This is a genomic window from Streptomyces tatrensis (genome assembly GCF_049310065.1).
In the GTDB taxonomy this organism is placed as follows: domain Bacteria; phylum Actinomycetota; class Actinomycetes; order Streptomycetales; family Streptomycetaceae; genus Streptomyces.
The window spans coordinates 5,044,527-5,067,964 of the sequence record NZ_JBMDLB010000011.1 but is presented as its reverse complement, the minus strand read 5'-3'; the positions used below and the strand labels follow the sequence as shown (position 1 = coordinate 5,067,964).

General features: G+C 70.8%; 19 protein-coding genes and 1 pseudogene. 13 read left to right on the top strand and 7 right to left on the bottom strand.

What is annotated here, in order from left to right; translation table 11 throughout:
• Positions 1–55: 55 nt before the first annotated feature.
• On the top strand, positions 56–1,003 hold the full coding sequence (gene sigJ / locus ACODT5_RS38975; protein WP_422523728.1) for an RNA polymerase sigma factor SigJ: 948 nt from the start codon (positions 56–58) through the stop codon (positions 1,001–1,003).
• 286 nt (positions 1,004–1,289) lie between these two features.
• Here sigJ and ACODT5_RS38970 read toward each other — a convergent pair whose 3' ends face one another.
• Positions 1,290–2,204, bottom strand: a complete 915-nt coding sequence (locus tag ACODT5_RS38970) for a LysR family transcriptional regulator (protein ID WP_422523727.1) — start codon at positions 2,202–2,204, stop codon at positions 1,290–1,292.
• Between the two features lie 71 nt (positions 2,205–2,275).
• On the opposite strand from ACODT5_RS38970, the gene ACODT5_RS38965 reads away from it, so the two are divergent.
• Both ACODT5_RS38965 and ACODT5_RS38960 read left to right on the top strand, forming a co-directional pair.
• A complete protein-coding gene (locus tag ACODT5_RS38965) occupies positions 2,276–2,929 on the top strand; it encodes a maleylpyruvate isomerase family mycothiol-dependent enzyme (RefSeq protein WP_422523726.1) in 654 nt (217 codons plus the stop codon).
• Positions 2,930–3,241: 312 nt separating this feature from the next.
• Entirely contained in the window at positions 3,242–4,825 is a 1,584-nt protein-coding gene (locus tag ACODT5_RS38960; protein WP_422523725.1) for a right-handed parallel beta-helix repeat-containing protein, read from the top strand.
• On the opposite strand, the gene ACODT5_RS38955 is transcribed toward ACODT5_RS38960, so the two are convergent.
• From ACODT5_RS38955 to ACODT5_RS38935, 5 genes are all read right to left on the bottom strand, one after another.
• Positions 4,759–6,180, bottom strand: coding sequence for a UDP-glucose dehydrogenase family protein (locus tag ACODT5_RS38955; protein WP_422523724.1), 1,422 nt, complete (start codon positions 6,178–6,180; stop codon positions 4,759–4,761). The two genes, ACODT5_RS38960 and ACODT5_RS38955, sit on opposite strands and share 67 nt — an antisense overlap.
• A gap of 72 nt (positions 6,181–6,252) precedes the next feature.
• The gene (galE, locus tag ACODT5_RS38950) at positions 6,253–7,275 is read right to left on the bottom strand and encodes a UDP-glucose 4-epimerase GalE (RefSeq protein WP_422523723.1); all 1,023 of its coding nucleotides are present in this window, start codon (positions 7,273–7,275) and stop codon (positions 6,253–6,255) included.
• A gap of 91 nt (positions 7,276–7,366) precedes the next feature.
• Positions 7,367–9,241: a glycosyltransferase family 2 protein gene (locus ACODT5_RS38945; protein ID WP_422525164.1), complete on the bottom strand. Its 1,875-nt coding sequence runs from the start codon at positions 9,239–9,241 to the stop codon at positions 7,367–7,369.
• Between the two features lie 185 nt (positions 9,242–9,426).
• Positions 9,427–10,473 carry a UDP-glucuronic acid decarboxylase family protein gene (locus tag ACODT5_RS38940; protein ID WP_422523722.1) on the bottom strand — a complete coding sequence of 349 codons (1,047 nt, stop codon included), beginning with the start codon at positions 10,471–10,473 and terminating at the stop codon, positions 9,427–9,429.
• A gap of 448 nt (positions 10,474–10,921) precedes the next feature.
• On the bottom strand, positions 10,922–11,371 hold the full coding sequence (locus ACODT5_RS38935) for a hypothetical protein (RefSeq protein WP_422523721.1): 450 nt from the start codon (positions 11,369–11,371) through the stop codon (positions 10,922–10,924).
• A 417-nt stretch (positions 11,372–11,788) separates the two neighbouring features.
• On the opposite strand from ACODT5_RS38935, the gene ACODT5_RS38930 reads away from it, so the two are divergent.
• The 9 genes from ACODT5_RS38930 (at position 11,789) to ACODT5_RS38890 (ending at position 21,606) form a co-directional block, all read left to right on the top strand.
• Positions 11,789–11,992, top strand: coding sequence for a cold-shock protein (locus ACODT5_RS38930; protein ID WP_383956891.1), 204 nt, complete (start codon positions 11,789–11,791; stop codon positions 11,990–11,992).
• 305 nt (positions 11,993–12,297) lie between these two features.
• On the top strand, positions 12,298–13,833 hold the full coding sequence (locus ACODT5_RS38925) for a DEAD/DEAH box helicase (protein WP_422523720.1): 1,536 nt from the start codon (positions 12,298–12,300) through the stop codon (positions 13,831–13,833).
• 219 nt (positions 13,834–14,052) lie between these two features.
• Positions 14,053–14,370 (top strand): SCO5918 family protein, encoded by a 318-nt coding sequence (locus tag ACODT5_RS38920; RefSeq protein ID WP_422523719.1) that lies wholly within the window; start codon positions 14,053–14,055, stop codon positions 14,368–14,370.
• Positions 14,371–14,649: 279 nt separating this feature from the next.
• A complete protein-coding gene (locus ACODT5_RS38915; RefSeq protein WP_422523718.1) occupies positions 14,650–15,819 on the top strand; it encodes a N(5)-(carboxyethyl)ornithine synthase in 1,170 nt (389 codons plus the stop codon).
• 607 nt (positions 15,820–16,426) lie between these two features.
• Entirely contained in the window at positions 16,427–16,765 is a 339-nt protein-coding gene (locus ACODT5_RS38910; protein ID WP_422523717.1) for a MerR family transcriptional regulator, read from the top strand.
• Positions 16,766–16,812: 47 nt separating this feature from the next.
• Positions 16,813–17,274, top strand: a complete 462-nt coding sequence (locus tag ACODT5_RS38905) for a hypothetical protein (RefSeq protein WP_422523716.1) — start codon at positions 16,813–16,815, stop codon at positions 17,272–17,274.
• A 156-nt stretch (positions 17,275–17,430) separates the two neighbouring features.
• The gene (locus tag ACODT5_RS38900) at positions 17,431–19,128 is read left to right on the top strand and encodes a carboxylesterase/lipase family protein (protein WP_422523715.1); all 1,698 of its coding nucleotides are present in this window, start codon (positions 17,431–17,433) and stop codon (positions 19,126–19,128) included.
• Between the two features lie 31 nt (positions 19,129–19,159).
• The gene (locus ACODT5_RS38895) at positions 19,160–20,089 is read left to right on the top strand and encodes a hypothetical protein (protein WP_422523714.1); all 930 of its coding nucleotides are present in this window, start codon (positions 19,160–19,162) and stop codon (positions 20,087–20,089) included.
• Between the two features lie 26 nt (positions 20,090–20,115).
• Positions 20,116–21,606: a hypothetical protein gene (locus ACODT5_RS38890; protein WP_422523713.1), complete on the top strand. Its 1,491-nt coding sequence runs from the start codon at positions 20,116–20,118 to the stop codon at positions 21,604–21,606.
• Between the two features lie 19 nt (positions 21,607–21,625).
• On the opposite strand, the pseudogene ACODT5_RS38885 reads toward ACODT5_RS38890, so the two are convergent.
• Positions 21,626–22,583, bottom strand: a pseudogene (locus ACODT5_RS38885) (sigma-70 family RNA polymerase sigma factor).
• 301 nt (positions 22,584–22,884) lie between these two features.
• Here ACODT5_RS38885 and ACODT5_RS38880 point away from each other — a divergent pair.
• The gene (locus tag ACODT5_RS38880) at positions 22,885–23,409 is read left to right on the top strand and encodes a hypothetical protein (protein ID WP_422523712.1); all 525 of its coding nucleotides are present in this window, start codon (positions 22,885–22,887) and stop codon (positions 23,407–23,409) included.
• The last annotated feature ends 29 nt before the right edge of the window (positions 23,410–23,438 follow it).

Genomic DNA, 23,438 nt, shown 5'->3' with positions numbered 1-23,438 from the left:
TCGTCGAAGTGTCGAGAGCGGAATCGGACGAGAAGAAGAGGGAGCGGTCGCGACCATGAGCACCCCATCCGAGCCAGGGCACGAACGGTCCGAGCCGGGTCTGAGCGCTGTCGTCGACGAGCGGCGACAGCTGATCAATCTCGCCTACCGGCTGCTCGGTTCGCTGGCCGAGGCCGAGGACGCCGTGCAGGAGACCTACACCCGCTGGTACGCGATGTCGCGCCAACGGCAGGAGGCCATCGAGTCTCCCGGTGCCTGGCTGACGACGGTGGCCAGCCGCATCTGCCTGGACATGCTCGGCTCGGCTCGGGCCCGTCGCGAGCGCTACGTCGGCGCATGGATACCCGAGCCGCTGCCCGACCGTACGGAGTGGTTCAGCGGCCCGGCGAGCGGCGGCGGGACCGAGCCGGCCGACCCCGCCGACCGGGTCACCCTGGACGAGTCGGTGAACATGGCCTTCCTCGTCGTGCTGGAGTCGATGACCCCGGCCGAACGCGTGGCGTTCATCCTGCACGACGTCTTCCGGTACCCCTTCGCCGAGGTCGCCGAGATCGTCGGCCGGACGCCCGCGGCCTGCCGGCAGCTGGCGTCCTCGGCCCGTCGGCGTATCGGCGCCGCGCAGGCTCCGGCCGCTGCGACGACCGGGCAGGCCGGTCTGGTGCGGGGTTTCAAGGAAGCGTGGGAGGCCAAGGACATCAAGGCCCTCGTCGACCTTCTCGACCCCGGCGCCACAATGACCGCCGACGGCGGCGGCCTGGTCGGCACCGTCCTGCGCCCGGTCGAGGGCAGCGAGCGCATCGCCCAGTACCTGATCCACATCGCCGACAAGGCCCTTGGGCTGACGCTCCTGGAGCGGACGGTCAACGGCCGACCCGGCCTGGTCGCCCAACAGGACGGCGTCACCGTCACCGTGGCGGCGTTCAGCCTCACCGGCGGCCGCATCACTCACATCTGGGCGGTCCGCAACCCTGAGAAACTCCGTCCGTGGACCGACTCCTCCTGAGGCACCAACACGAGGGGCGTGCCCCGACCGTGCCCTTAAGGGCGGTCAACAGCGGTCGGAACCAGAGCACGGGGAGGCCCCGGCAGAAGCCCAGCAGGGCTGATTTCGCAGTTCAGGAGCCATGCGAGACCGTTCCGCGCATGGATTCCCAAGCTTATAGACCGGGTTCGATTCCCGTCATCCGCTCCACAGCAAAGCCCCAGGTCAGCGACCTGGGGCTTGCGCGTTGCCCAGACCTTTCCCATTGGCCCCGTGCCATGCGCGCCCTAACCGCCCTTGCTGAGCGTCAGGTTGGGCTGAGAGTTGTACGCAGCAGGTCGAGGACGACAGTGGCTGCGGGGCTGCGAGGGCCGTCCGTCCGCCAGGCCAGAGCGACCCGGCCGCGTAGCTGCGGCTCGGCGATCTCCAGCGTCCGTAGCCCGAAGGCCGCCGCCGCGCCGGCCGGGAGGGCCGGAACCACCGCCACGCCGAGACCGCGGGCGGCGAGCTGTGCGAGGAACAGCGGAGCTGCTGCCTCGAAGGCGATGCGGGGCTGGAAACCGGCCTCCGCGCAGGCCCGGTCGAGTGCTCCGCGGATGCCCGTGCCACGCGGCAGACTGATCAGCGGACGATCGCGGAGCTCGGCCAATGGAATGCTCGCGCGGTCCGGGGGCGTGAGCGCGAGGTCGTCCGGGGCGACGGCCGCGACCAGGGGTACGTCGACGAGGACGTGGAGGGAGACGCCGGGCGGGGGCTCCTCGTCCGCGAGTCCGATCACGGCGATGTCGAGTTCCCCGCGGTGCAGCGCGGCGAGCATCCGCTCCGAGGTGTCCTCGGTAAGGGCGATCTCGACCTTTGGATGGTCCTCGTGGAAGTCGGCCAGGACGGACGCCAGGTCGAACTCATGGGCTGCCGCGGCTGCGCCCGAGACGAGGCCGAGGGTGACTTGCCCGCGCAGCAGCCCGGTGAACTCCTCCGCGGTCTGCCGCACCGCTTCGACGGCGGTCAGCGCGGCCCTCGCGTACGGCAGTACGGCCTCACCCATCTCCGTCAGGGTCACCGACCGGCCGGAGCGGTCGAGCAGCTGGTGCCCGAGTTCCCTTTCGAGCCGGCGGACTTGGGCACTCACCCCCGGCTGCGCCAGGTGCAGACGGGCGGCGGCACGGGTGAAGTTGGCTTCCTCCGCGACGGTGACGAAGTACCGCAGCTGACGAATGTCCATAACGGATCATTCTAGTTGCGAGACATGCAAACTCTTGGACTTATGGTGGGCCGACCGAGAGCCTTGAAGCCATGGGAAACACGACGCACCGGAGAACGACGGCGGACGTCCGAGCCGCGATCGCAGCCGAACGCCGGGAGCTGGCAGCTGTGCTGGACGGCTTGTCGGCCGAGGCGTGGGACGCGCCCACCCTGTGCGGCGGGTGGCGGGTCAGGGAAGTCGCGGCCCACATGACGATGGGGTTCCGGTACTCGCTCCCCAGGATGGCGCGGGAACTGATCAGAGCGCGGGGCAGCCTCCACCGGATGACCGATCGATGCGCCCACAAGGACGCGGCGGCCCATTCGACGCGTGAGCTCGCCGCATTCCTTGACGCCAACGCGGACCACCCCTGGAAGCCGCCGGTCGGCGGGATCGAGGCTGCCTTGGGACACGACGTGATCCACGGCCTGGACATCACCGTCGCGCTCGGCCTCGGCCGCCGGGTTCCCGAGGACCGTGTGCGCATCCTCCTCGACAGCGTCGACGCCAGGACCCTCAAGTTCTTCGGAGCCGACCTCGGCGGCATCGAACTCCGCGCCGACGACCTCGACTGGTCCTTCGGCACCGGCACACCCCTGTACGGCGCCGCACAGGATCTCCTCCTGCTCGCATACGGCCGACGGCTCCCACCGGGACACCTCCGCGGCGAACCGGGCGACCGCTTCCTCGCTGCTCAGGCGTGACGAACATGCGCATCACACTCGCCCCCTGGGCGGTCCGCGCAGGCACCGTTCCGGCTCGCGTGTCCGATGTGCACAAGATATTACAGATGAGCGCTATTCGGGCATCAGGTTAGAGATAGGGACGTATCGCCATGTCACGGACGTAACGCACCTGCGGCTTCTGGCACCTTGTTACGCGAAGTGCGGAGCCGACGGAATGGGGACACCGGGATGATGCGCGACCGTCGGACCGTCGGGTGGGGTCGCCGTGGTGGGGCGAAAATCGTCGCAGGTGTGGCCGTGGGTGCCCTCGCCCTTCTTTGTGGATGCGATGTGCTCACGCCCTACAAGCCACCGCGGCCGCCCGCCAAGGGGGCCCTCACCTTCTACGTGAGTCCGGACGGCGACGACGATCACGACGGGCTGTCCGAGGCGACCGCGTGGCGCACCCTCGGCAAGGCCGACCAGGTGCCGTTCCGGCCGGGAGACCGTCTCCGGCTCAAAGGCGGCGCGCGCTTCCCGGGTGGGCTGACCATCGGCACGGGTGATGCGGGCAGCGCGCCGAGGCCTGTCGTGATCGATTCGTACGGCACCGGTCGGGCCGTCATCGCGCCGCGGGGCTCAGCGGGAATCGCCGTGTACAACACCGCCGGCGTGGAGATCCGGAACCTGGCGATCGTCGGCGATGCCAAGGCGCAGGGCGTTGCGGACGGCATCAGCTTCTTCAACGACCGCCCGGGCGGGAAGCGCATGGGCCACGTGCGGATCTCCGGCGTCGACGTGTCCCGGTTCCAGAACGGCATTCGCCTCGGAGCGGGCCCGAAGTCCTCCGGGTTCAGCGACGTCCAGATCAGCGATTCGGCAGTGCACCACAACCAGGACGCCGGGCTGGTCACCTACGGGCCGCATTTCAAGGCCAAGGATCCCGGCTACGCGCACGAGAAGCTCACGATCACGCGCGTCAGGGCGTACAGCAATCCCGGAGACCCGACGGCGGACGACCGCAACACCGGCAGCGGCATCGTTCTCGGCAGCGTCCGGGACTCGACCGTTCAGCAGTCGGTCTCGTACGACAACGGGGCGAAATCCTCGGCCCTGGCCAAGGAGGGGCCGGAGGGGATCTGGACCTACGACTCGACCCGCGTGACCATCCAGAACAACAAGGCCTATCGCAACCGCACCGGATCCCGCGTCGACGGCGGGGGTTTCGGCCTGGACAACAACGTGTCGTCCTCGGTGCTCCAGTACAACCTGTCCTACGGCAACGACGGCGCGGGCTTCCTCGTGTATTCGGGTGACCCGACCAACGCGCACAAGGACAACGTCGTGCGGTTCAACTACAGCTGGGACGACGCCAGAAAGCTGTCCTGGTACGGCGGCATCGTGGCCTTCGGCGACCTCCTGCGGAATCTGGACATCTACCACAACACCGTGATCATGCGGTCGAGCGGCACCGACCGGCCTCCCGCCCTGCGACTCCGGAACGGAATGAGCGGAGTCGGCGTCCGCAACAACATCTTCGTCACCAACGGTGCTCCCGTGGTGGATTCGGACACCAACTACACGCAGGGCCTCGTCCGTCTGCAGGGCAACGACTACTTCAGCACGGGCGACTGGAAGGTGCAGTGGGGCAAGACCGGGTACTCCGACCTGGATGCCTGGCGAAATCGGGCCGGACAGGAACTGCTCGGCACCGTCCCTACGGGCAGCGACGCCGACCCGTGTCTCGCGGGCACGGTGGCCCCGGTCACCGATTCGGCCGGGGCCACCCCTCTCGTCTCGCAATGCGCCGACCAACTGGACGGCACCGTCGCGCTGCCGTCGGTCGGCGTCAACCCGGGCCGGGTCGACTACTTCGGGGCACGGCTGAGCACGGCGCCCTCCGCAGGTGCCGCACAGCCGCGCGGCGAGGACTGAGCAAGGGCGCCGCCGCGCTGGGGTGCGGGGACAGTGGCAGGGGCGGGCCTGCCCAGTGTCCGGACGTTCCAGCCGGCGGAGCGCCACAGACCCGCGTCGAGGTTGTTGCGGGCGTCGACCAGACGCGGTGCGCACACCACGCGTGCCAGCTTCACCGGGTCGACTTCCCGGTACTGGCTCCACTCGGTCAGGTGCAGCACGACATCCGCTCCCCGGCACGCGGTCAGCACGTCCGCCTCGTAGCGCAGTTCGGGGTGGGCCACGTGGGCGTTGTAGATCCCCTCGGGGTCGTGGACCCGTACCTCACCGCCCTCGCGGTGGATCGCCGCCGCCACGGCAAGGGCCGGCGAATCGCGGACGTCATCGCTGTTCGGCTTGAAGGTGGCGCCCAGGACCGCGATCCGGTGGCCGGAGAACGCACCGCCGACCAGGTCACGGGCGATGTCGACGGTCCGTCGCCGCTGGCGCAGGTTGATGTCGTCGACCTGGCGCAGGAAGCCCACCGCCTCCTCGACGCCGAGTTCCCGGGCCCGTGCGGTGAACGCCCGGATGTCCTTGGGCAGGCAGCCGCCGCCGAAGCCGAGACCGGCGTTGAGGAAGCGGCGCCCGATGCGGGTGTCGTGGCCGAGCGCGTCGGCGAGGGTGCTCACATCGGCACCGGCCGCGTCGCAGACCTCCGCCATCGCATTGATGAACGAGATCTTGGTCGCGAGGAAGGAGTTCGCCGCGACCTTGACCAGCTCGGCGGTGGCGGGGTCGGTGCTGATGTACGGGATGCCGGCGGCCAGCATGGGGGCATAGACCTCGCGAAGGGTCCGGTCCGCGCGCGGTGAGGTGACGCCCGCCACGAGCCGGTCGGGCCGCAGCGTGTCCTCGACCGCGAACCCCTCGCGCAGGAACTCCGGGTTCCAGGCGACCTCCACGTCCGCACCTGCCGGGAGGAGCCCCCTCAGCCGGCTCGCGATGCGGGGTGTGGTGCCCACCGGGACGGTGGACTTGCCCACGATCAGGCAGGGACCGGTCAGGTGGGGGGCCAGTCCGTCGATGACGGCGTCGACGTAGCGCAGGTCGGCGGCATCCGAGCCGGCCTGCTGCGGGGTGCCCACGCAGACGAAGTGCACCTCGCCGAAGGCGGCCGCCTCGCTGAGGGAGGTGGAGAACCGCAGGCGCCCGGAGTCGAGGGCGCGGGTCAGTACGTCCTCGAGGCCGGGCTCGAAGAAGGGGGGTCTGCCCTCGGCGAGGGCTCTGATCTTTTCGACATCGACGTCGACGCCGAGGACCTCGTGTCCGATGTCCGCCATGCACGCCGCGCGCACGGCTCCGAGGTATCCCGTACCAATGACGGTCAAGCGCATGCGCATCTCCTGTCTGACGAACTGCTGTGAGGGGGGCGGGCGGGATGGAGCGGGGAGACGGGCTCGGACGCGTCAGCCCGTGTAGCCCGAGGGGTTGAGTTCCTGGAAGCGCCACGCGTCGCGGCACATCGCGGCGAGATCCCGGGTCGCGGCCCAGTTCCAGGCTTGGGCCACCGCGGTGGGATCGGCCACGAGCTCGGTCACGTCTCCCGGGCGGCGCCCGGTCACCTCGTAGGGGATCGGCCTGCCGGAGGCCCGCTCGAAGGCGGCGACGAGGTCGAGGACGGAGGACCCCACCCCGGTACCGAGGTTGAAGACGCGCATGCCGTTCTCGTCCCCGAGGTGCTCCAGTGCGCGCCGGTGGCCCTCGGCCACGTCCATGACGTGGATGTAGTCGCGGATGCCGGTCCCGTCGGGGGTGGGGTAGTCGTCGCCGAAGACACTGAGCCGTTCGCGGCGGCCGACGGCGACCTGCGCCAGGTACGGCATGACGTTGTTGGGCACGCCCCGGGGGTCCTCGCCCAGCAGTCCGGACGGGTGCGCGCCGACCGGGTTGAAGTACCGCAGGGCCAGCACGCTGAGCTCGGGCAGGCGGCGGCAGGTGTCGGCCAGTACTTGCTCGCAGAGCCACTTCGTCGAGGCGTACGGGTTGGTCGGGGCCGCCGGATCCCCTTCCGTCAGGGGCACCTTGGTGGCGTCCCCGTAGATCGAGCAGGACGAGGAGAACACCAGCTGGTGCACTCCGTGCGCGTGCATGGCCGACAGCAGGGCCGTCGTGCCGCCGACGTTGATGTCGTAGTAGGTGATCGGGATCTCCACGGACTCGCCCACCGCCTTCTTCGCGGCGAAGTGGATCACTGCGTCGATCGGGTGTGACGCGAATACGGCGTCCAGCGCGCGCCGGTCCCGCATGTCGGCCCGGTACACGGCGGCGATCGGGCGTCCGGCGATCTTCGCGACGCGCTCCAGGGACTCGGGTGAGCTGTTCGAATGGTCGTCGACGACGACCACCTCGTAGCCGTTCTCGAGGAGGTCGACGCAGGTATGGCTGCCGATGAAGCCGGCGCCGCCGGTGACCAGGACCGTCGTGGGCATGGGGTGGGGGATCCCTTCTCCGTGATCGTCGATCGTCTGTGGGGGTGAGGTGGGGTGAAGTGGGGGGTGGACGGCCGGTCCGGCGCCGGTGTCACCAGCCGAAGATGCCTGCCGCGTAGACGGGGAACAGGCCGATGGCCAGGGCGAGCGGCAGCAGCGTGAGGGTTCCGGCGAGCAGGGGCAGCCGGGCCGTCACCACGGCCTTGTGCTTGGGCACTCCCGAAGCCCGGGCCATCTCCGCGATGTGCAGGCCGGCGATGGTGAGGGTGACCAGCGCGTACGAGAGCGAGCCGAGGATGCACAGGAAGACGTATCCCGCGGCGGGACCGGTGAGCTCGCCGGTCACAGCCGCGCAGGAGAGGGTGGTGGTGATGATCAGGTAGGGCGCCACGAGCCGCAGCGGCAGGCGCTCGAGCCCGTCCGTCGACTTGGGGGTCACCTTGAAGACCACCGGCCGGGGGCGCAGCTTCTGCACCAGGGCCGCGCCCACCCCCCAGGCGACGAAGGGCCAGCGGGCGAGCCCGAAGAGCCAGCTCTCCCAGCTCAGGACCGGGGCCTTCGCCGGGCGGAGCAGGCCGCGCCGGCGCACGAGCACGGTCAGGAGCATCAGCCATACGGACATCGCCCAGAAGTGGCCGAGGAACGAGAAGTAGTTCACGTTGATCCACGGCAGACCGGTGACGGCCGCCACGGGAGGCAGAGCCAGCCCCATGGTCGCGGTCACGGCGAGCAACGGGTAGTACGACAGGGCGAACGCGAACCGCAGGCGCAGCCAGCCGCGCATGCGGCCCAGGTGGCGCGGCAGCATCCCGAAGAGCATCACCGCGAGACTGCGGGACCACTGGAACTCCTGGGTGGCCATGGCGGCGAAGGTGACGGGGCCGTCGCCGCGTGCATGGGCGTCGATGGCGAACGACCCCTGCCAGCCGGCCGAGTTCATCAGGAAGGTGGTCGAGAAGTCCTCGGCGAGTTCGGGCCCGATGCCGCCGATGTCCCGCACCGCCTCCGTACGCACCGCGTAGTGCGAGCCGATGCACAGGGGCCCCAGACCGGCCGAGTGGCCCAGCTGGACCGCCCCGTGGAAGACGGCCTCACGGTGCAGCCGGCCCCGGGCGGACCAGGAGACTTCGGCGTTGGCATCGCACACGCTCGGGGCGGCGACGTAGCCGATCGCCGGATCGGAGAACGGCCGCACCATCTCGGTCAGGTACGTCCGGCTCGGCACGTGGTCGCAGTCCAGTTGGGCGACGACGTCGTAGTCCCGGTAGCCCCAGTGGTCGTAGAAGAAGGCGAGGTTGCCCTCCTTGCAGCGGGTGCGGCGCGGCCATGTGAGCCGGTGGTAGTCCGGGCGGTCCTTGCGGCAGGAGACACGCACGCCGTTCGCCTCGCACCAGTCCAGGACGTCACCGGAAGGGTCCTCGTCGCACAGCCATACGTCGTAGGGGTGCAGGTAGTCCTGGTGGAGCATCGCCTCCAGGGTGGTGCGGGCGATGTCCCAGTGTTCCGACGGAGCGCGGGTGACGACGAACGCCGCACGTACCAACGGGACTTCGATCTGCGAGTCGAAGCGGCGCAGGCGGACGACAGCGACCAGGAAGTGCACGGGCAGCAGCGCCAGGTAGAACAGCAGCGCGCTGTTGACGGCCAGGCCCACCCAGCCGATCCGGTGCTCGGGACGCAGCCACCAGACCCAGAACCAGACGAGGCAAGCCACCCACCCCAGGGTGAGCGCCGCCACCTTGACCCGGTCGGCCGTTTCGAACTGGCGGACGAAGCTCGTGGGGCGGGTCTCCAGAGCGCGGCGCGGATGGGCGAACACGGGCCCGTCGGGAGGAATCTCGGCGACGCGCCCCCGGGAGAGCTCGCGGATCTGGTCCTCGAGCGTGGTCTCCGCTCCGGACGGGCCGGGGATGCGCCCGTCGGTCGCGGCGGCCTCGCGTACGGGCCCTGGCTTGGTCGGGGTCATATGAGCGTGCTCCGAGATGGTCTTGATGTGGCGGCGCGAGAGCCTCACGGCCGCAGTGGAGAGAAGGGGCCCGGCGGGGAGGGTCGTGCGATGACGCCGCTCCCCGCCGGAGGGGCTGGTCCGGGGCTGGTCCGGGTCTGGTCCGGGTCTGGTCCGGGGCTGGTCCGGGGCTGGTCCGGGCTCGTTCAGGCCTGCGCGGGGACGGATTCCGCAGCGACGGACACGGCGCCGGCGTACCTCCTCGGGGGCGGCATCCCCTCTTCCTGACCACCGCGGATCGCGGCGGCGCCGGCCGAGAGGTCGGCGGGGCGGGAGGCGAACCAGTCGCTCGTCCTGCGCAGCCCCTCCTCGATGTCCACCTCGGGCGACCAGCCGAGGGTGTCCCGCGCCCGGGAGATGACCGGGCGCCTGCGGGTCGGGTCGTCGACGGGCAGCGGGTGGTACTGGATCTCCGACGGCGAGCCGGTGAGTTCCAGCACCATCTCGGCGAGCTCGGTGACCGTTCGTTCGACCGGATTCCCCAGGTTGAAGGGTCCGGCCTCGGAGGAGTCGAGCAGGGCGATGAGACCGCGGACCAGGTCGTCGACGTAGCAGAAACTCCGGGTCTGCTTTCCGTCGCCGTAAATGGTCAGGGGCTCGCCCGTGAGGGCCTGGGTGATGAAGCTGGAAACCACCCGTCCGTCGTGCGGGCGCATGCGCGGACCGTAGGTGTTGAAGATCCGCGCGATACCGACATTCAGACCGTGGGTGCGGCGGTATGCGACCGAGATCGCCTCGGCAAATCGTTTCGCTTCGTCGTACACGCTGCGCGGTCCGACAGAATTGACGTTGCCCCAGTAGTCCTCGTCCTGCGGATGGACCAGGGGGTCGCCATAGACCTCACTCGTCGACGCGAGGATGAACCGGGCACGGTGGCGCAGCGCGAGACGGAGGGCGTTTTCCGTCCCCCTGCTGCCGACGGCGAGCGTCTCCAGCGGCTGGCGGAGGTAGTCGGGCGGTGACGCGGGGCTTGCCAGGTGGGCGACGGCGTCGACGCGGCCCGGGACCTCCACGGTGGCGCTGACATCCGCACGGATGAATTCGAATGCCGGATCGGGGAGCAGGTGGGCGATGTTCCTGGGCTCGCCTGTCGAGAAATTGTCCAGGCACACTACGGAGTCCCCACGCCTGAGCAGGGCCTCGCAGAGATGTGACCCGAGGAATCCACCGCCACCGGTGACGGCAACGCGCATACGGTTCTCCAGGAATCGGGAGCGGAGAGCCTCATGTCGCATTCCTGGTGCAGCCGGGCCACATGCACGGGCGGCCGGAAGCGAACGGGCTCGGGGGGAACTCAGGCAAAGAATATGGACATAGGTAAGGCATTTTTGTGCAGCGCAAATCCGCGCTACGCCGATTGGCCGCCAGGTCCGATGCGCCACATGCCGTCGGCCCAAGGCGCCCTTGCCCTCGCGCCACGATCAGCGCACGTTTCCGCCTCACTCGCCCGTGTGAGCCGCCGCCGCGCGCGTCAACGGCCGGAGGGCGCGAGGCCGCGCACACGACGCTCCCGGCCCCTTGCTCGGTCAACGGGTGCGGATACGCCGACGGGGCGGACGCAACGTGCTGCTGCGCCCGCCCCGTCGCCCGCATCGGTGAAGCCCTCGGGGCGCGCTCTTCTGCGACCGGAGGGAACTGCCATCAAGCCGTTCGGTTCGATGCAGGTCCGGGGATCACGGTTCGTGGATCATCGATGTCAACTCTGACCTTGAACCCCGAGGTTGAGCCAAAGGTGGCCACGTCTCCGGACAGCTGGATCCGATCAAATGGGTTGGATTCCGTGAAGAAGATCGCCCAGATCAGCTCACGGTCAACGGTCAACCGCGCGATGAACCCCTCCGATCCGTACGAGCCCTCGCCGCCCCAAAGCAGCCCTCTACTCCCCAGGTCCACTGCCGCCAGCCCATCGACCGAGGACACCCACGACGGGTCGCTCTCCAGGAGCTCATCCAAGTCGAACGGGGCGAGCACCCTCAAACCGCCCGGCTCGTCGGAGTCGAGGTCGACATCGCAGGAGTGCCCGTCTGCACAATGCAGGGCGTCCCTGATGGGAAGCTCAAAATCGGCCCATAGGCGTTCGATCGCGGTCATTTTGTCTTGCACTCTCCGTTGCGCACGTGCTGTGGCCCCTCCTGCAGGTCGTGACGGCGCCGGTGGTCTCGTCGTGCTGGGTGACCATGCGCCCGAGCGCGTCCCGCCCCGTCGAACTCCAGCACTCGGGGCGAATCAATATCTGTCCCGGCGGTCTGAGAATTTGACGGGCGTCGCTAGGAGAGTTTTTACCGCAGCGCAGGGGTTGAATTTATTCTGCCCCTGCGTTCCACTGCGACGTGCTACTGTCGATCTCGGTTGCAGTTTTGGTTCCCAAAAACTTAAGGCGTCTCCAGTCGGCCTCCGCGTCGCATGGTGGTGCTTCATATTTCCGGTCATTTTCCGGGCGGGGCATCATCGCGGCGACACGGTCTCCGCACAGTGCGGACGCCGGGTACTGCCCCAAGGAGATATGACATGGCTGCTGGCACCGTGAAGTGGTTCAACGCGGCAAAGGGTTTCGGCTTCATCGAGCAGGATGGTGGCGGCGACGACGTCTTCGCCCACTTCTCGAACATCGCCGCCCAGGGCTTCCGCGAGCTGACCGAGGGCCAGAAGGTCGTCTTCGACATCGCGCCGGGCCCGAAGGGTCCGACGGCGGAGAACATCGTTCCCGCCTGACGCCGACTCGCGTTTCGCAGCTGGGGCCCGCATCCCTCGGGGTGCGGGCCCCAGCTGCACATATCCCCCGCGGTGGGTCCACCCGCGGGACCACGTACGGGATGCCTCCTCGGAGCCGTACCCGAGCTCATTTCTCCAGTTTCGCGTCCGCATGACGCCACACTCCTTGCAGTGACCGTACCCGCGCACATTTCTCGCGGGCCGGATCTGCCTCCGCATTCCATTCGGTCCGTTCTCGCAATTCTCTGCGCTGCTCTTCTGCTGCGGGAATTCCTTGATACGTGCCGTATCAAGGAAGGTTTTGAATGAACCCCACACGCAAGAACGAGCGATCGTCCCGTACCCGCAGCCGCACCGGCGGCCCTGCTTTCGGCAACGGCAACGGCAACGGCGCCGGTTCGGAGCGGGGCAGCCGATTCGGCTCCTCGGGCTCCCCGGCTCGGAGCCGTTCCGCAGGTCCGAGCCGCTCGGGCGGCTCAGGCCGCCGGCCCGCCGCGATTCAGGGTGAGTTCGCGCCGCCGAAGACGATCACGCCCGCGCTGGCCGCCGTCGAAGCCTTCGCCGATCTCGACATGCCGACCGAGCTGCTGACCGCCCTCGGAGCGCAGGGCGTGAGCGTGCCCTTCCCGATCCAGGGCGCCACCCTGCCCAACACCCTCGTGGGCCGTGACGTCCTCGGCCGTGGCCGCACCGGCTCCGGAAAGACCCTCGCGTTCGGCCTCGCCCTGCTGGCCCGCACCGCCGGGCAGCGTGCCGAGCCCCACCAGCCGCTCGCGCTGATCCTCGTACCCACCCGCGAACTGGCGCAGCAGGTGACCGACGCGCTCACCCCGTACGCCCGCTCGGTGAAGCTCCGCCTGGCCACCGTCGTCGGCGGCATGCCCATCGGCCGCCAGGCGAGCGCCCTGCGCGGCGGCGCCGAAGTCGTGGTCGCCACCCCCGGGCGTCTGAAGGACCTCATCGACCGCGGCGACTGCCGGCTGAACCAGGTCGCGATCACCGTCCTCGACGAGGCCGACCAGATGGCCGACATGGGCTTCATGCCCCAGGTCACCGCCCTCCTCGACCAGGTGCGCCCCGAGGGCCAGCGGATGCTCTTCTCCGCCACCCTCGACCGCAACGTCGACCTGCTGGTGCGCCGCTACCTGACCGACCCGGTCGTGCACTCCGTCGATCCCTCGCAGGGCGCGGTGACCACGATGGAGCACCACGTCCTGTACGTCCACGGCGCCGACAAGCAGCGGACGACGACGGAGATCGCCGCCCGCGACGGCCGCGTGATCATGTTCCTCGACACCAAGCACGCCGTGGACCGCCTCACCCAGGACCTCCTCGACAGCGGGGTCCGCGCCGCGGCCCTGCACGGCGGCAAGTCCCAGCCGCAACGGACCCGGACCCTGGCCCAGTTCAAGACCGGACACGTCACCGTCCTGGTCGCCACGAACGTCGCCGCCCGTGGAATCCACGTCGACAACCTCGACCTCGTCGTCAACGTGGACCCGCCGACCGACCACAAGGACTACCTCCACCGCGGCGGCCGTACCGCCCGCGCCGGCGAGTCCGGCAGCGTCGTCACCCTGGTCACCCCCAACCAGCGCCGCGAGATGACCCGCCTCATGCAGGCCGCCGGGATCGTCCCGCAGACCACCCAGGTCCGCTCCGGCGACGAGTCCCTCAACCGGATCACCGGCGCCCAGGCCCCCTCCGGAATCCCCGTCACCATCACCGCGCCCGTCGTCGAACGCGCCAAGCGCGGTACGGCCTCCCGCGGCAGGCGGCGGCCCGTTTCGGGCGCACGGCGCGCGGGTGTGCGGCAGTCCTCCTTCGACGCGGCGGCCTGACCACCACGTGATCAGAAGACTGACCTATCGCTTCAGGAGGCACGTCGTGACGCTGGTCCGGATGCGGCCCCGCTCCGCCAGAGCCAACCCGGCGCCCCGGACGGTGGACGACCCCATCGAGGCGACAGGCCCGCAGGTCTGTGACGAGTACGGCCTCGCCCGCTGACCCGCCCCACCACGACAGAACCGTCCCCCCGCTCCTTCTTCCTGTGAGGCAACATGCGCTGTGTCATCGCCCGCTTCCCGTTCGAGCTGACCAAGAGCGGCGTCCTGGAATCGATGAAGGACATCAAGCCCGAAGAGGTCGTCGGCGACTCCGTGATCATCGGCCGCCGGGTCTACCCCGTGAAGCAGGTCGGCCAGGTCCTCACCCGCCAGGACAGGCGTGACTTCAGCATCGGTGAAGTCCTGCGGGCCATGACCCAGCTCGGCTTCACCTGCCGCGGACTCCCCCGGCCCGCCGCGCCCGCGCCCGCGCGCGCCCTCAGTCGGATCCAGCACGCATCCGCGATGCTCGGCGCACCTGCGGCGGTCTGACCGACTCGACGACTCGACCGGTGCGAGCCGGCACCCGGACGGGGAGGAGGGCCCGACCGGCACACGCCGGTCGGGCCCTCCCGCGTACACAGCGGCTCCTTACGTGGCCACCCGGGCCAATGGCGCCGATTTCCTCATTCTCGACCGCATGAAAATCTATCGCGGCCGGAGCAGACATTGGGTGGTGGCGTGGTGCTGGCTTCTCTCGTAGCCCAGGCCGCCGCCGAGATCCCCCTGCGCTCCGGCCCGCGTTGGCCAGACAGCAATCAAAGGGGCACCTTGCAGCAGCTCAAGCTCGGAATCATGTCGCAGACCCGCAAAGAGAACGAACACCGTCTGCCGATCCACCCGGCGCACTTCGAACGCATCGATGCCGACCTTCAGCCCAGCATCTACCTGCAGACCGGTTACGGCGAACACTTCGGCGTTTCGGACGATCAGCTCGCACCGTGGGTCGCCGGTTTCCGCTCACGCGAGGAGCTGATCGCGGAGTGCGACGTCATCCTGCTGGCGAAACCGCTGCACGAGGACCTGGAGGACCTGCGGGACGGGCAGGTGCTGTGGGGGTGGCCGCACTGCGTGCAGGACGAGAAGGTCACGCAGGCCGCCATCGACCGCAGGCTCACGGTGATCGCCTTCGAGGCGATGAACCACTGGACCCGGGACGGGGGATTCAGCCTCCACGTCTTCCACAAGAACAACGAGCTGGCCGGGTACTCGTCGGTGCTGCACTCCATGCAGCTGACCGGGGCGACCGGTGACTACGGGCGCCGGCGGCGTGCGGTGGTGATCGGCTTCGGCGCCACCGCCCGTGGCGCGGTGACCGCGCTCAGCGCGCTGGGCGTTCACGATGTGGATGTGCTGACCGCCCGCGGCATCGCCGCCGTCAGCTCACCGATCCACTCCGCGCGGATCGTGCACTTCGATCACGACGCGGCCGACGACACCCTCGATCCGCGGCGCAGCATCGTGGTCACCGAGGACGGCCCGGAGCCGCTGGCCGACTTCCTCGCCGGGCACGACATCATCGTCAACTGCGTGCTCCAGGACACCGCGGCGCCGCTGATGTTCCTGATAGAGGAGGACCTGCCGAAGCTCGCGCCCGGCACCCTCGTCATCGACGTCTCCTGCGACGAGGGCATGGGTTTCGCCTGGGCCCGGGCCACCACCTTCGACGCGCCGATGTTCACCGTCGGCGACCAGGTCCACTACTACGCCGTGGACCACAGCCCGTCCTACCTGTGGGACGCCGCCACCTGGGAGAACAGCGAGGCGCTGATTCCGTTCCTGCGGTCGGTGCTCGAAGGGCCGACCGGCTGGGACGGTGACCACACCATCCGCCGAGCGATCGAGATCCGCGGCGGCACCGTCCAGAATCCGGCAGTCCTGGCCTTCCAGCAGCGCGCCGCACAGTACCCGCACGCGCTGCTCTCAGCCGATGGCGCCTAACGGGCGACACCGATTACCTCTTCGCCGGCCGAACGAAAATCTATCGCGGCTGGAGTAGACATTGGGTTGCGGCGTGGCTATGGTTTCTCTCGTAGCCCAGAGAGACAGCAAGGCCTGGCAGAGACGAACTGCCGGGCAGTGGTGCCCGCGGTACGAGTCATCGCAGTTCAGCAGTTCAGCAGAGCGGTGCGGGCGTGGAGTGTCGAAGCCAGAGCGGTTGCAGGACGGCGACGGGACTGACGACCGGACCGGGCGGCCCGCAGTGATCAGGGGCAGCCGAGAGAAGTACCGCGGTCGACGCAGTGGCAGTACCCGTGAATGCAGTGCGCAGTAGCAAGAAGTTGATCACCGAGGGAAGAACGGAGGAGCCGAGCACCATCAGGATCGCCCGGGTGGAAGCCTGAGCCCGGGTACCGCAGGACATCGATAGCGAGGTGGTCTCCGGTCAAGCAATCGCGATCCCCGCACCCCCGGCAGCATCTCGGCCGGGTCGGCGGAATCACAGGGTCGGCGCAGTATCAGGGCCGACAGATGGTGTAGTAGTTCCTTCGGGGCCCTGGTGCCATAGGCGCCAGGGCCCCTCCACGCGTTCCACGAGAGAGGTTCAATGACAGCAGACGACTCGTTCGGCCGTCTCGACGACGACGACTACCCCGCCTACACCATGGGCCGGGCCGCGGACATGCTCGGCACCACGCAGGGATTCCTCCGGGCACTGGGCGAAGCCCGCCTCATCACGCCGCTCCGCTCCGCCGGCGGACACCGCCGCTACTCCCGCTACCAGCTGCGCATCGCTGCCCGAGCCCGCGAACTCGTCGACCAGGGAACCCCCATCGAGTCGGCCTGCCGCATCGTCATTCTCGAGGACCAGCTCGAAGAAGCCCAGCGCATCAACGCCGAGTACCGCCGCGCCGCGGAAGCGTCCACACCGTCGGACCCGGCCTGAGTGGACTGCGCCGCGGTTCGCCCGCGCACCGGGGCGGGAGCATAGGCATGGGCCTTCTGGACCACTACTTCGGCACCCGGCGTCCCGACGGGGGTGTCGCACCGCGTACGCCCCCGGAGGTCCGGTCGGCGCTCCTGGCGCTCAACGGGCCGGGCGTCCCCTTCGCCGTACGCAACGGGACCCCGCAGGAGGGCGACCTCGTGGCCGAGTGCCGGCTCCCCGAGCTGCGCGTGCGGCTCTGGACCCGAATGCGCCTGGACGCGGCGCAGCACGAGGTGCGGGCCGTCGACGAGCAGTGGGAGGTCTCGCTGAGCGAGCACGTCCTCGGGCAGCGCTCCCGCGGGCCGGCGAACGCGGTGTACCGGGTGTGGGGGAAGGAAACGGGGCCCGACGGGCGCGAGCGCAGGGTCGAGACGCTCCGCTTCGAGACCCGGGAGATGAAGGACCCCCTGCGCCAGGCTGTCCTCGACGCCGGCTGGACCTGGCGCGGAGTGCTGTTCCGGCTCTGACGGGCCATGGCCGGTCGACCAGTCAGCCAGTCAGCCAGTCAGCCAGTCAGCCAGGATCGGAGAAACCCCTCCGCCCCGCGTGCTGGGGGTAGCCCCACCGCGGGTCGGGGGGTGACCGGCCTGTGGGCCGCGCCCCGGATTCATACGCTCGTATACATGTTGAAGCGGACAGCACACGCAGTCATCGCCGGCGCCCTCGCGCTGAGCACCGCCGCAGCCGCCCTCGCGGTCCCCGCGTACGCGGCCTCCGCCGCCGGGGGCACCGCCTTCGCGGCCGACCGTACCGGCGGCCCCCGTGGCGGGACCGTCGTCCGGACCGACAAGGGGGTCGTACGCGGGACGCTCACCGGCAGCGCGCGCACCTTCCGGGGCATTCCCTACGCGGCGCCCCCCACCGGGGCTCGTCGCTGGGCGGCCCCTGCGCCCGCCGAGCGGTGGGAGGGCGTCCGGGACGCCACCGGGCCGGGGGCCGCCTGCCCCCAGACCGGGTTCCTCTCCCCCGTCGGCCCCGCGTCCGACGAGGAGGACTGCCTCTTCGTCAACGTGACCACCCCGCGGGCCCCTTCCGTCCGCCCCCGCCCCGTGATGCTGTACCTGCACGGAGGCGACCACACGGACGGCGCCGGGGCCATGTACGGGGCCGAACGGCTCGCCGCCCTGGGCGACGTGGTGGTCGTCACCGTCAACTACCGGCTCGGCGCCCTCGGTTACCTGGCCCATCCGGACCTGGAAGCGGGCCGCGGCGAGTCCGGGAACTACGGCTTCCTGGACCAGCAGGCCGCCCTGCGCTGGGTGCAGCGCAACGCCCGCGCGTTCGGCGGGGACCCGGACCGGGTCACCCTCTTCGGCCAGTCCGCCGGCGGCTACAGCACCTGCGCCCACCTCGCCGCCCCGTCCTCCGCGGGCCTCTTCGACCGGGTCATCCTGCAGAGCTCGCCCTGCACGGGGCCCGACGGCAGCCGCGACCGCACCGAGGCCCTGGCCGACGGTACGGACGCTGCCGAGGCGATCGACGCCGGGGCCGAGGTCGCCGACTGGCGCACCGCCGCACCCGAGCACCTCGTCAACCCCTTCGGCGAGGGCCCCGAGTACACGCCGGTCTACGGGGGCGGGCTGCTGCCCCGTACCCCCGGCGAGGCGTTCGCCTCGGGGCGGTTCAACAAGGTCCCGGTGCTGCAGGGCATCAACCGCGACGAGGAGCGGGCGCGGGTCTACGGCCTCGAGCTGGCCAAGAAGCGGGACACGCACGATCCGGACGCCCGGCTCGACGAGACGGACCGGCTGGAGGTGCTGGAGGACACCTTCGGCAAGGAGCGGGCCGCCGTCGTCGCGGCGCAGTACCCCGCCTCCGCCTACGGGGGCTCCCCCGGCCTCGCCCTCGCGGCGGCCCTGACCGACGGGAACTGGGCCCGGCACTCCGTCGAGACCGGCCGGGCGCTGTCCCGCCACGTGCCCACGTACACCTACGAGTTCGCCGAGCGCACCACACCCTGGTACTCCGACCCGCAGTTCCCGAAGCCCGGCTTCGAGACGGGCGCCGGCCACACCTTCGAACTGCCCTACCTCTTCGAGGCCGACGCCTACGAGAAGCTCACCCCGCGGCAGCAGGGGCTCTCCGCCGAAATGATCGCCGTCTGGGCGGACTTCGCCCGCACCGGCACGGCCGGCTGGAAGGCCACCACGCCCTCGGCCCCGAACGCCCAGTCCCTGGCCTCCGGCCCCGGCGGGATCCACCCCGTGGACTTCGCCGGGGACCACCGGTACGCGTTCTGGAAATCCCTCGAGCCGCGCCAACCGGCCACCGGGATCAACACCTTGTTGCAAAATGGTGTGGATCAGCAACCCGCGGAGTAGGTGCCGCGGCCGTGACGGGGGGACGGTTCGGGTGGGCATAGCCATCTTCGACGCGATGGGGCTGGCCCGTAAGAACGGGAAGCGGCACAAGGAGCTGGTCCGGCGGCAGGAGCGGCTCACCGAGTGCCTCGTGGCCGAGTCCGCGGCGCAGGAGCGGGCACGGCGCAGGGCTTACGGCAAGGCGCTCGTGCCGTTCGCCGATGTGTTCTCCCGCCTGAAGAACGTGGACCTCGCCGAGCTGGTGGCCACCGCCGAGCCCGCCGGGGCGGGACTGCCGGATGTGGAAGTACGCCGTATCCAGCTGGACGCGGTGAACGCGATCGCCACGCTGGCGGGCGGTGTCGCCGTCGGAGCCGGAGCGGGGGCGCTGACGTTCGCCGCGGTGGGGGCGTTCGCCGCCGCGTCCACGGGTACGGCCATCTCCGCCCTGTCCGGAGCGGCCGCGACGAGTGCCACGCTCGCCTGGCTGGGCGGCGGCTCGCTGGCGGCGGGCGGCGGCGGGGTGGCGGCGGGTACGGCGGTGCTCACGGGCATCGTGGCACTTCCCGTCCTGCTGGCGCTGGGCGGCTTCTTCGAGTGGAAGGGCCGCAACGACCTGCGCGAGCAGCGCGTCGCCGCCGCCGAGCTCAAGAAGCTCGCCGCCGAACTCCGTACCGAGGAAGCGCGCGGCGCCGCCTCCGCCAAGCGCAGCCGCCAGGTCCGGCAGCTGCTGAACCGGCTCCGCAAGGAGATGCGGCGCAGGCTGCCCGCCTTTCGGGACCTGGTGGACGGCCAGGACGACTACGCCGCCTACTCGGCCGCGCAGCGTGCCGAGGTGGCCGTGCTCGTCGGGCTGGCCGGTGCCGTGGTCGCCGTCATGGGCACTCCGCTCACCGACGAGGACGGCCAGGTCACCGACTTGTCGAAGCGCGTGGTGAAGGACACCCGTGCGCGGGTCGGGGCCCTCGTGGCCACCCTGTGAGTGACCGGCCGGTCAACGACCAGCCCGTGAGCGACCGCCCCGCGAGCCGCCGGCCGCCGGGGCCGGACCCCGGCCACGCGCTGCCCGGTGGCGTCGACGCCGCCGCCTGGGCGCTGGCCGACGGTGCGACCCGGCGCCTGGCGCTCGCCACCCTGGAAACGCTGCGGGTCAGGGAGACGGCGGGCGCCCTGGCCGCGCGCTACGTGAACACCGGCAACGAGCAGCGCGCGGGGCACCTCTTCGAGCTGATGCACGCGCTGTCCTTCAACCTGTCCGCCATCGGCGAGGGCTCTTCGGCGCGTGCGGTCGTCACCGAGTGGGCCCGGGGCGGTTCGCAGACCGACCCGTCCGACCTGAATCTGCTCCACGGAGGCCGCCTGGTGGGGCAGGTGCAGGCAAAGCTCTACCAGAACGCCCCCTCCACGGCGGAGCAGCTCGCCCGGCCGCACTACGACGGGATGGGGCGGCTGGTGGCCTCCGACCGGCTGTCCGCCGTCGAGGACCTCCTGGACAAGCGGCTCACCATGCCCCCGGAGGGGCTGCGGTACGAGAACTACCGGGACGCCCGCGCCCACGTGAGCGACCACGTCGAGTACGGCGGCGCGCGGAGCGAGGGCGTCACCCTCGACGAAGCCCACCGGGCGGCCCGGGACCCGCGCCTGTGGGCGGACCGGCAGTTCGCGCGCGCCGGGGCGCGGCAGCTGGCGGGCGCCGCCGGGCCCGCGGCCGTGCTGGGCGGGATCGCCGCCGGGGTGGGCGCGGTGGTCCGCGAGACGGCCAGGGTGCGGGCCGGCGAGACCTCGGCGGCCGTAGCCGCCTTCACCGCGGTCGGCTCCGCTGTCCGCGGGGCGGCCCGCTCCGGTGGGACGGCCGCGCTCGGCGAGGCCGTCCGGATCTCCGCCGCTGCCGGCGTGCTGCCGGCCGTGCTGGGTGGCGGGACGCTCCCGGGAGCCACCGCGCAGGCCGCGTTCGCCGTGGCGGAGGCCGGGCTGGACCTCGCGCGGGGGCGGTGCGACGCCCGGCAGTTCGCCGCGCGCGCCGCGAACGCGGCCGTTTCGACCGGCCTCGCCTGGGGCTGCGGTGTCGTCGGCCAGACGCTCCTGCCCGTGCCCGTGGTCGGCGCGCTGGTGGGAGGGGTGGTGGGCCAGGCGGCCGCCGCCGTCGTCGTCCAGGGGCTGCAGATCGCCGTGATCGCGGCCCGCGCGGATGCCGCGGCGGAGGCCCGGGTCCGCCTCCTGGAACAGGAAGCCGCCACGGCGGTCCTCATGGCCGACGCCCTGCGCCGTGCGACCGAGCGGCTGGCCGGGGAACGGAACGCCTACGTCGCCCGCGAGGTGCTCCCCCGGTTCGGCCGCGTACAGGCCGCACTGGCCTGCGACCGCCCCGCCCGGGCGGTCGCTGAACTGGCCGCCCTCACGCGGCAGTTCGGCGGGCAGCCGGTCTACGGGACGCAGGAGGAGTTCGACGCGTGGATGCTCGACGAGTCGGCCCCGCTCACCCTGGACCCCAACTGGTGAGTACCCGTACGCCTGCGGGTCACCACTCCGCGATCAGCGGCGCCTCGGGGGTGTGTTGCCGCCAGGCTTCCGTGAGGCGGGCGAGGCGGGGGCGGGGCGGCGATGCCGCGTACCGTTGCGATCTTGTCTTCGGTGACTTCGAAGGCCACGGCGCCCATGACCTGGTCGCCGAGGACGAAGAGGACGGCGGGGGCGCCGTTGACGCGTGCGTAGTGGAGGGCGAGCGCGCCGCCGGCGAGGCGCCGTTTCGCGGGGGTGGGCTTGAAGCCGCCCCGCATGATGGTGGCGACGCGCTGCGGAGTGTCGTAGCGCAGCAGCTTCTCGGCCAGGCCGGCGCCGTCGGAGATCGCGATCACGTCGTCGGTGAGCAGTGCCACCAGCCGTTCGGTACGGCCCGAGGTGGCGGCGGCCAGGAACTCCTCGACGATCCTGCGGGCGGACGCCGGGTCGACTTCGCCGGCGCCGCGGCGGCGGTCGGCGCTGACGCGGGTCCGGGCGCGGTGCAGGTGCTGCTGGCTCGCGGACTCGGAGATGTCGAGGATCTCGGCGATCTCCGCGTGGCCGTACGAGAACGCCTCGCGCAGGATGTAGACGGCCCGCTCGACGGGTGACAGGCGCTCCATGACGGTCAGCACGGCCAGGGAGACCGATTCGCGCTGCTCGAAGGTGTCGGCCGGGCCGAGCATCGGGTCGCCGTCGAGGAGCAGTTCGGGGAACCAGGCCCCGGCGGTGCGTTCGCGGCGGGCCTGCGCCGAGCGGAGCCGGTCGAGGCACAGGTTGGTGACGACCTTGGTCAGCCAGGCTTCGGGCACCCTGATCTGCCGCCGGTCGGCGGCCTGCCAGTGCAAGAAGGCGTCCTGCACGGCGTCTTGGGCGTCGGCGGCGGAGCCCAGCAGGCGGTAGGCCAGTGAGGCCAGCCGGTTCCGGCTGGCCTCGAACCGGCTGGTGTCGAAGCGGTCGACGCCCGTGCTGTCCATGTGGATCACCCTAGGCCGTCTCTTTCGGATCTTGTCGGTCAGGCCCGCGTCGTCCGGTGCCGTGCCTCGGCGCACAGAGGGCGACATGCACCGAACCTATGGACGCCGCCCCGCCGCCACCCTCCTTTGTTGGGTCATACGGGGGACCCGGGCGGACCCCGACACCCTCATGGCACCACCGATCGCGAACATGGCGCCACAAAGGCCTCGCCGTGGTGCCACTGATGTGCCATCATGACACCACGGCGGCGCGGTCCGCGGTCCGCGGGTTCCACGGAGTCACCATCGGAGGGGTTGGATCATGGAGACAGTGCAGAGCCGGACGCACGCGGCAGCCGGGGCCTTCACCGCCTTCTCCCGCTTCGTGCTCTGCGGCGGAGGGGTCGGGGTCGCCTCCAGCTTCGCCGTCGCGGCCCTCGGCTCCTGGGTTCCCTGGATCCTGGCCAACGCCCTGGTCACCGTGGTCTCCACGCTCCTCGCCACCGAGCTGCACGCCCGCTTCACCTTCGGCGCGGGCGGGCGGGCGACCTGGCGCCAGCACGCGCAGTCGGCCGGATCCGCGGCGGCCGCGTACGCGGTGACCTGCGCGGCGATGCTCGTCCTGCGGCAGCTCGACGCCTCGCCCGGCGCCCTGCGCGAACAGGTCGTCTACCTGTCCGCCTCCGCGCTCGCCGGTGCCGCGCGGTTCGCGGTGCTGCGCCTCGTCGTCTTCGCGCAGCACCGCTCGCAGACCGCACCCGCCGTACGCACCACCCGGGCCGTACCCGCGACGGTGGCCCGCGCCACGGCCCCGGCCGGCCCCGCGGACCTCTGCCGCGCGGCCTGACCCCGATCCGCAGATCCGCAGATCCGCAG

What these genes read in the sequence shown, in the direction of transcription:
- ACODT5_RS38880 (WP_422523712.1), top strand. Translation starts at nt 22,885, where the DNA reads ATGGAGACAGTGCAGAGCCGGACGCACGCGGCAGCCGGGGCCTTCACC.
- sigJ (WP_422523728.1), top strand. Translation starts at nt 56, where the DNA reads ATGAGCACCCCATCCGAGCCAGGGCACGAACGGTCCGAGCCGGGTCTG.
- ACODT5_RS38930 (WP_383956891.1), top strand. Translation starts at nt 11,789, where the DNA reads ATGGCTGCTGGCACCGTGAAGTGGTTCAACGCGGCAAAGGGTTTCGGC.
- ACODT5_RS38945 (WP_422525164.1), bottom strand. Translation starts at nt 9,241, where the DNA reads ATGACCCCGACCAAGCCAGGGCCCGTACGCGAGGCCGCCGCGACCGAC.
- ACODT5_RS38925 (WP_422523720.1), top strand. Translation starts at nt 12,298, where the DNA reads ATGAACCCCACACGCAAGAACGAGCGATCGTCCCGTACCCGCAGCCGC.
- ACODT5_RS38970 (WP_422523727.1), bottom strand. Translation starts at nt 2,204, where the DNA reads ATGGACATTCGTCAGCTGCGGTACTTCGTCACCGTCGCGGAGGAAGCC.
- ACODT5_RS38940 (WP_422523722.1), bottom strand. Translation starts at nt 10,473, where the DNA reads ATGCGCGTTGCCGTCACCGGTGGCGGTGGATTCCTCGGGTCACATCTC.
- ACODT5_RS38965 (WP_422523726.1), top strand. Translation starts at nt 2,276, where the DNA reads ATGGGAAACACGACGCACCGGAGAACGACGGCGGACGTCCGAGCCGCG.
- ACODT5_RS38920 (WP_422523719.1), top strand. Translation starts at nt 14,053, where the DNA reads ATGCGCTGTGTCATCGCCCGCTTCCCGTTCGAGCTGACCAAGAGCGGC.
- ACODT5_RS38910 (WP_422523717.1), top strand. Translation starts at nt 16,427, where the DNA reads ATGACAGCAGACGACTCGTTCGGCCGTCTCGACGACGACGACTACCCC.
- galE (WP_422523723.1), bottom strand. Translation starts at nt 7,275, where the DNA reads ATGCCCACGACGGTCCTGGTCACCGGCGGCGCCGGCTTCATCGGCAGC.
- ACODT5_RS38900 (WP_422523715.1), top strand. Translation starts at nt 17,431, where the DNA reads ATGTTGAAGCGGACAGCACACGCAGTCATCGCCGGCGCCCTCGCGCTG.
- ACODT5_RS38905 (WP_422523716.1), top strand. Translation starts at nt 16,813, where the DNA reads ATGGGCCTTCTGGACCACTACTTCGGCACCCGGCGTCCCGACGGGGGT.
- ACODT5_RS38955 (WP_422523724.1), bottom strand. Translation starts at nt 6,180, where the DNA reads ATGCGCTTGACCGTCATTGGTACGGGATACCTCGGAGCCGTGCGCGCG.
- ACODT5_RS38935 (WP_422523721.1), bottom strand. Translation starts at nt 11,371, where the DNA reads ATGACCGCGATCGAACGCCTATGGGCCGATTTTGAGCTTCCCATCAGG.